The following is a 6,913-nucleotide window of genomic DNA, read 5'->3' on the forward strand; positions in this document are numbered from 1 at the left end:
TGTACATCCTTTCTTCTTCCTTCCTGTAATTCAGCAACAAAATAAAAAAGCGATTTCCCAATCGGAAAATCGCCAATTCAGACACTCTATTATTTATGTGTGTCTTTGTGCTCTTAACGATTTACAACAAATGTTGTTACGCTTTGAGCTGGAAGATGGGCCCAAAAATGATTGCCTGTTACAGTGAGATTCGTTCCAGGTTGTAGATTGCTGCTGCTGCTCGTGATCCATCTAGATACGTTTGAAGCAGATCCATTCTGCAAAACAAAGTTTTGGTTGACTCCTGTGTTGCTTTTATTGATAGCAACAATAACGACCTTGTTGTCACCTTTATAGGCTGACACGTAAACGTTCGCATTAGGGTTTTTCGTTGCATCAATTCTTACATAGCCGGGACGCACAAACTTTGAGAAATGAGCCATATTGTAGCCGCGTTTGCTGATCGTACCATCTTCTTTCATAGGTCCATATGATCTTCGGATGTACCACCATACATAAGCTTGAAAGTCCCCCTCTACCATCGCATTGTGAATATGTTGTGAAACATCCAATGCCTCGGGCCATCGATCCGCCGAGTTGTTATCACTGTTCGGATAGTATACTTCCGTCATCCAAAGGTCCTTCCCCGCTCCTTTTTGTTTGAAAAGAGGATAAGGGAATTGGCTGACCTGGGTGCCGTACAGGTGGGTTCCGAGAATATCCATATTGGCAAGAGCCTGCGGATCGTTCAAAATCGGGTCCGACAAATTCTTCAAGTATTGAAATGACTCAGGCGCAATGACGCGGGCATTAATCGATCCGGCGTTTTCTCTCATAAAGCGAAGTATTTCTTGCGGCGTCCACCACGTCCACTCGTGAGCGTAATCAGGCTCGTTTTGTACCGAAATCGCGTAAAGATTCACACCATTATTCTTCATGAAGGTAACAAAATCGTTAAGATGCTGCGCGTATGCTGTGTACTTGTTGTATTTCAGCCGCTTAGCTGATGTGTCACCATTCCGATTGAAGGTCTCAACCATATCACTTGGAGGATTCCAGGGAGATGCAAAAACGATTGCCCCATGTTTGACCGCACTCTTGGCAGTCTCTACCTCTTTATACCAATTATTTCGATTTTCATCTACATGAATTCTTAAGATTGAAAATCCTAACTGGTTCTGTCCATTGCCAAAGGCAGTTTCTCTTTGAGCTGCTGTAAGATCCCCAGCCCAAGCGGGATGATTCATCCCTCCAAAACCGCGAATCACTTGTTTCTCTGCAGATACATTAACTGTTACATCACTGGCTGCCAAAACTTCAGTAGCGCCTGGCCCTAACATGACTGACAGCATAGTGAAACATACTAATAGTACACAAATTGTTTTTTTTATGCGTGGAATCATTTATTCCTCTCCTTCGTCATGTGTCTTTTACGGTATTAAAAAATCTGCATGGCATATCCATAATGGCGGGCTGTTCCGGTGATGGCCCGTACTTCACCCGCCTCGTTTTTAAGCGGTCCCATTACGAGTCCTATCTTTGCGTAAACTGCCAGTAATCAAAATTAAACAAGTTTCCTGTACCTGTTCCGGTAAATACAAAGAATACTTTGTGCACACCGGTTGCCCCGCTTACTGCAGTTTCTATTTCTCTCCACGTTTGCGCTCCACCTGTGGAAGGTACATTCAGAGTTCCAACAAGCTTACCATCAGCACTGTCGAGGCGCACTTCTATTTTCCCGCCTGAAGTGGATGCTACATTTGCTTTAAATGACCTGGCACCGCCCGCTCCGAAGTCTGCATTTCCTACAGCAATCCAGTCTCCATTTTGAATGCTTGTTACATGCTGATTATTTACTGGCCCGCCGGGTGCTGTGGACTTCTCTGTCAAAATGCGTCCATTCCAAGCAAACGTTTCAGCTTCTACCCGGTTATAAGGATTCAAATTGGAAAGCTGTGTTACACCTGCATAATTTGCTGCTACCTCTTGGATGGATCCATCTGGGTTATGCACCAGCTTATTAATATGGGGAGAACGGTATCCTTTGCCGGCCCCGAACAGAGCGGAACTGACAGTTTGCGCGTGGTACACCACATACCACTCGTTTTTAAAATTGAAAACAGCATGATGGTTGTTTCCGCCGCCTCCGAAAAATGCACCCGGATTTTTCAGGAAGTGCCCTCTATATGTAAAGGGACCCATGGGATTTGAACTGGTCATGTAGCCGATCTCACCTGGGGGTTTATCGGCCGGGTGCATGCCGCCGAAATTGATGCAATAGGAATAGTAGTATGTTCCGTTATACTTGTGCAATCCGGAATCTTCAAACATGAAAGGCGCATCAATTGTAGATGCACTTCCCTCACCACTCGTCATATTAGGCCCTAATTTTATGACCCTTGCCGTTTTAGGATTGGCCCATTGTCCCTGCGTTGGATTTGAACCGCCAGGAACGCCTCCGCCGGCATACAGGTAACCGGTTCCGTCGTCATCTACAAATACTGCCGGATCAAAAAGCCATACAACACCAGACATTCCTGGCGTACTAGGCGTTACGAGCGGTTTTCCGATTGGATCGGTCCATGGACCAATCGGGCTGTCTGCGGTGAGAACCCCGATACCTCCGCCGCTGTTTGCGAAATAAAGGAAGAATTTATCCTTGCCATTGATTTTTTTTACTGCGATTGACGGTGCCCATGACGCACCTGCCCATTTTGCAATTCCACGGCCTCCATTAGCTCCATTGGCACCTGCTACCGGAATGGCTCCGTGGTCTGTCCAGTTCACCATATCCGCTGAAGATATGACGAATACTCTATTCAAATTGGCAAATGAATTATCTTTAATTGTTCCGTTGCTATTATATTCATAGTCATCACTTGACATATAGATGTAGACTCTTCCGTTATAGGTCAGCGCAACCGGATCCGCTCCCAAATGATGGTCGATAAGCGGGTTTGAATTCCCTATATGTTTTGCAATTGTAGTACCTGTGGCAGCATACGCAGACTTCCCAGCTAAGCAGCTCAAAAGTAAAACAAGAAGCCATAAACATACGCTACACTTTTTCCTCATCACTTCACATCCTCCTTTTTCCTTAAAATGGGGGATTTTCTTTTGGAATTTGATGACAACAGGTCATGAAGATCGCACGCATAAATTAGCCGGAAGCTGTTTAGCAATGTTCCCAGTTGTTCTGAAAGCTCATCTTCATGTGTCTCCATTCTCTCCTTTCTTCGAGGAGATCGCACCACTCCTTCAAAATTGTTCAAAAAAACTTCCCCATTCCTAGCGACCATTGTCCAGAAAATAAAAAGACAGGATTGTTCATGGCCTCCCACTAATCACATTGAACGGAGATTACATCATTATCCAAGATATCCCTTTATCTAACATCCTACATCATTAAAAAAATTGTGTATAGAAACTTTTGGAGGAGTTAGTGTTCGATTCTACAAAGGAACTGGATACATTTATTCATTGATAAGATGGGGCTAACACTCCGTTTATATTTGTATGTTTTCAGACACAAAAAACAGCCGTTCAATGCGGCTGTTTTTTTCAAGAGTATAAGACTATTGAGCGGTATACCCGCTTTTTCATGTTTTGTTCATATTTTATTAATTGTTTATTCAACACTGTCCGCTATAGTAATCCATATCAACAAATATGACTGCCACTCGCATCTTTTATGAAGGGAGGTCCGTTACGCTGAAAGAAAAAATAAAGACATTAGGCCGTTTTTGCACCGTAGGCGTCGGCAATACGCTGATAGATTTTGGTGTCTTCTTTCTTCTTACCAATTGTCATGTCTCTTATCTGCCGGCGCAGATCTGCTCCTATACTGCAGGTATCGTCAACAGCTATGTGTGGAACCGGAATTGGACGTTTTGTGTGAAAGGTAAGGCTGACGGGAAAGAGATCGTGCGTTTTCTCATGATTAATATTGCCGCGTCGGGGATCACCTTTTTGTTGCTTTATTTGTTTCAAAATTGCGGCTGCTCGCTTTTGGTGAGTAAGCTCGCCGCCACTATCGGCGGAATGATGATGAATTTTATCGGAAACCGAATCTGGGTATTTGGAGATTCGCTGAAAAACATACAGGATCAGGAGTGAAGATGAATGAGAAAAAAAGTGAGAAAAGCGGTTATACCCGCAGCGGGTTTAGGAACGAGATTTCTGCCGGCGACAAAGGCGCAGCCTAAAGAAATGCTCCCAATCGTCGACAAACCAGCAATCCAATATATTGTAGAAGAGGCCGCAGAGTCAGGAATTGAAGATATACTGATTATTACAGGGAGAAACAAACGCTCGATTGAAGATCATTTTGATCGGTCGGCGGAATTGGAATTCAATCTCCGGGAAAAAGGCAAGACGGAGACACTTAAGGAAATGCAGCAGATTGCCGATTTGGCCAACATTCATTACATCCGCCAGAAAGAACCGCTCGGATTAGGCCATGCGGTGCTGTGTGCGGAGCATTTTATCGGAGATGAGCCTTTTGCCGTTCTCTTAGGTGATGATATTATGGTGTCTGAAACACCGGCTCTTCGGCAATTAATGGATATATATGACGTTTATGGCACAGAGGTTGTCGGTGTACAGTCAGTTCTCCCTGAGGATGTCAGCAAATATGGTATTATAAATACATCAGGGTCTCAAGGGCATGTATACGAAGTGAACGATTTAGTGGAAAAGCCTTCTCCTGAAGAAGCACCTTCGGAAATCGCAGTAATGGGACGTTATGTGCTGAATTCTTCGATCTTCTCCGTTTTGAAGACAATTGACAGAGGCGCGGGCAACGAAATTCAGCTGACAGATGCGCTTCGTGAGGTTTGCCGTAAGGAGCCGATCCATGCCCGGCTGCTGGAAGGAAATCGATATGACATTGGCGATAAGCTAGGCTGTTTTAAAGCGAGCACCGAAATCGGCTTAATGCGTCCCGAAATGAGATCTCAGCTTTTGGCCTATTTAGAAGATGTGATCAAACGGGAAACGAAAGAAATGCTGCGGTAAAAAAATTGTAACCATCTTGCTCGTCAATCAGTCATATAATAGTGAAAAAGATTAGGACAGGTTGTGAAGAATGTGGGCAGTTTGATAAGCGAAATTTTAACATGGCTGACGAACATGGGATATGCGGGTATTGCGATTGGGTTAATGATTGAAATCATTCCGAGTGAGATTGTATTAGCTTATGGCGGCTATATGGTATCGGAGGGCACGATTGGATTTATTGGCGCAATTATTGCGGGTGTTATCGGGGGCACCATTGCCCAGATCTTTATTTACTGGATCGGCCGCTATGGCGGCAGGCCATTTCTGGACAAATACGGGAAGTATTTATTGATTAAAAAGCATCATATCGACATGTCGGAAAACTGGTTTCAGAAATACGGCGCCGGAGTTGTCTTCTCGGCTCGTTTTATCCCGGTTGTCAGACATGCCATATCCATTCCGGCAGGTATTGCCAGAATGCCTTTTCTCAAATTTGTGGTACTGACTGTGCTTGCTATCATTCCATGGTCTATTCTGTTTGTTTATTTAGGCATACAGCTAGGAAGCCAGTGGGATGATGTTGAGAATATAGCAGGCACTTATACAACACCGATTATGATATTGGCTGTTGTCGTGATAGCCCTTTATTTTGTGATTAAGAAACGTACAGCCATATTTAAACGATAGCTAGCGGATATGCATAGGGGTGACTGACGCTCCCCTATGCATATTTTTTTACTTGCGATGTTGATTTGCCAGCTTCAGATTCTCCGCTAAAAATGCAACAAACACTTCATCCCGCACAAGCGATGCGGCATAATTTCTCTTAATAAACCATTCTGCTTCTTCAAACGCTGCGAATGTTTCGTCTTGGGTTTCTCCGTTTATTTGAATATTCCATTCGTTGTCTAAAGGGAAAAGAAAAAATCTCATTTGTGCGCGATTTTCATATAATGATCCATTCGCAGATCCCTTTAGATTATAGATGTTACGGAAGGCATCCGGCCGTACAGGATCAATACGGAAAGCTTCAGCTACAAACAACTCGTATACTTCATCGGTTATTGAACAGCCGGACGCTTTTGCATGCCCTCCGCCGCCATATCGGCCGGCGATTTCTGACACATCGATGTAATCATGAATGGTGCGGAGACTGACTCGTTTTGACCCCATGCTCAAAATCGCAATGTAATCGAGGTGCGGGTTATCTTTCCCTAGCCTGTTCCCCAGCTCTGAATGGTACGATTCAGCGTGAACGATGCCTACACAGTGTTCGTGAACAAAGGTTTGTACCATTTCCCTTTTCTTTCTGCGCAGGTAGCGCTCGATTTTTTCGTCTTCTAAATCAAGCAGTTTTTCTTCAAAATCATCGAAGAAAAATTCGTCATGCGCGGAAAGGCGCTGGATCATTTTTGCTTCAAATTCATCGATTGACAGCAAAAAGAAAAGATCATTAAGCCGCTTTGCCTGTTTTTGATCGTACCGCTCCCACTCCCATGTATCGTATTGGCGGACGAGCTCTGTGAATTGATCTAAGGCGTTTGTCGGTTTCATGAAGCCATTTTCAACGAGATAGCCATATAAAAGCGATGTCGCGGATGTGAGCCTTCCATCATCGTATTCCACCTGGACAAATCCCCATTCATGCTCATTCAAATGAAGGGCTGTTTTATGATGGTCAATGAGCTTCACTTTGCCCCCTGCATGAACATACTCATTCAATCTCTCTTCGTTTTCTTCATTGACGGCGAGATCGGTGATGAATAACGCGTCCTGTCTGTTGCTCTCCTTCGCTTTTTCTAAAAAGTACTGCACCTGTGCGTTTAAGCCGTTGACAGAGTTATACCGGACCTCTACGTCTTTTCCGAACGCCAATTTTGCTACGATTCCGCACCCTACTCCGTCCAAGTCGTTATGTGAATATAAATGATACATA

6 protein-coding genes are annotated in these 6,913 nt (G+C 44.2%); 3 read left to right on the plus strand and 3 right to left on the minus strand.

All coding sequences use genetic code 11. The features are described from left to right. Window positions 1-113 precede the first annotated feature (113 nt). The gene (gene xynC / locus RAC86_RS32795) at window positions 114-1,382 is read right to left on the minus strand and encodes a glucuronoarabinoxylan endo-1,4-beta-xylanase XynC (protein ID WP_377886507.1); all 1,269 of its coding nucleotides are present in this window, start codon (window positions 1,380-1,382) and stop codon (window positions 114-116) included. A gap of 130 nt (window positions 1,383-1,512) precedes the next feature. After that, the gene (gene xynD, locus RAC86_RS32800) at window positions 1,513-3,054 is read right to left on the minus strand and encodes an alpha-L-arabinofuranosidase (RefSeq protein ID WP_377886508.1); all 1,542 of its coding nucleotides are present in this window, start codon (window positions 3,052-3,054) and stop codon (window positions 1,513-1,515) included. A 594-nt stretch (window positions 3,055-3,648) separates the two neighbouring features. Between xynD and RAC86_RS32805 the strand changes: the two genes are divergently transcribed. The 3 genes from RAC86_RS32805 (at window position 3,649) to uptA (ending at window position 5,664) form a co-directional block, all read left to right on the plus strand. Next, the gene (locus RAC86_RS32805) at window positions 3,649-4,095 is read left to right on the plus strand and encodes a GtrA family protein (protein ID WP_230488775.1); all 447 of its coding nucleotides are present in this window, start codon (window positions 3,649-3,651) and stop codon (window positions 4,093-4,095) included. Window positions 4,096-4,101: 6 nt separating this feature from the next. Then, window positions 4,102-4,995, plus strand: a complete 894-nt coding sequence (gene galU / locus RAC86_RS32810; RefSeq protein ID WP_377886509.1) for a UTP--glucose-1-phosphate uridylyltransferase GalU — start codon at window positions 4,102-4,104, stop codon at window positions 4,993-4,995. 72 nt (window positions 4,996-5,067) lie between these two features. Beyond that, window positions 5,068-5,664 (plus strand): undecaprenyl phosphate transporter UptA, encoded by a 597-nt coding sequence (gene uptA, locus RAC86_RS32815; protein ID WP_003231529.1) that lies wholly within the window; start codon window positions 5,068-5,070, stop codon window positions 5,662-5,664. A gap of 48 nt (window positions 5,665-5,712) precedes the next feature. Here uptA and nrnB read toward each other — a convergent pair whose 3' ends face one another. Further along, a complete protein-coding gene (gene nrnB, locus RAC86_RS32820; protein WP_017696504.1) occupies window positions 5,713-6,912 on the minus strand; it encodes an oligoribonuclease NrnB in 1,200 nt (399 codons plus the stop codon). Window position 6,913 lies beyond the last annotated feature (1 nt).

The organism is Bacillus sp. LR_5 (assembly GCF_042709275.1).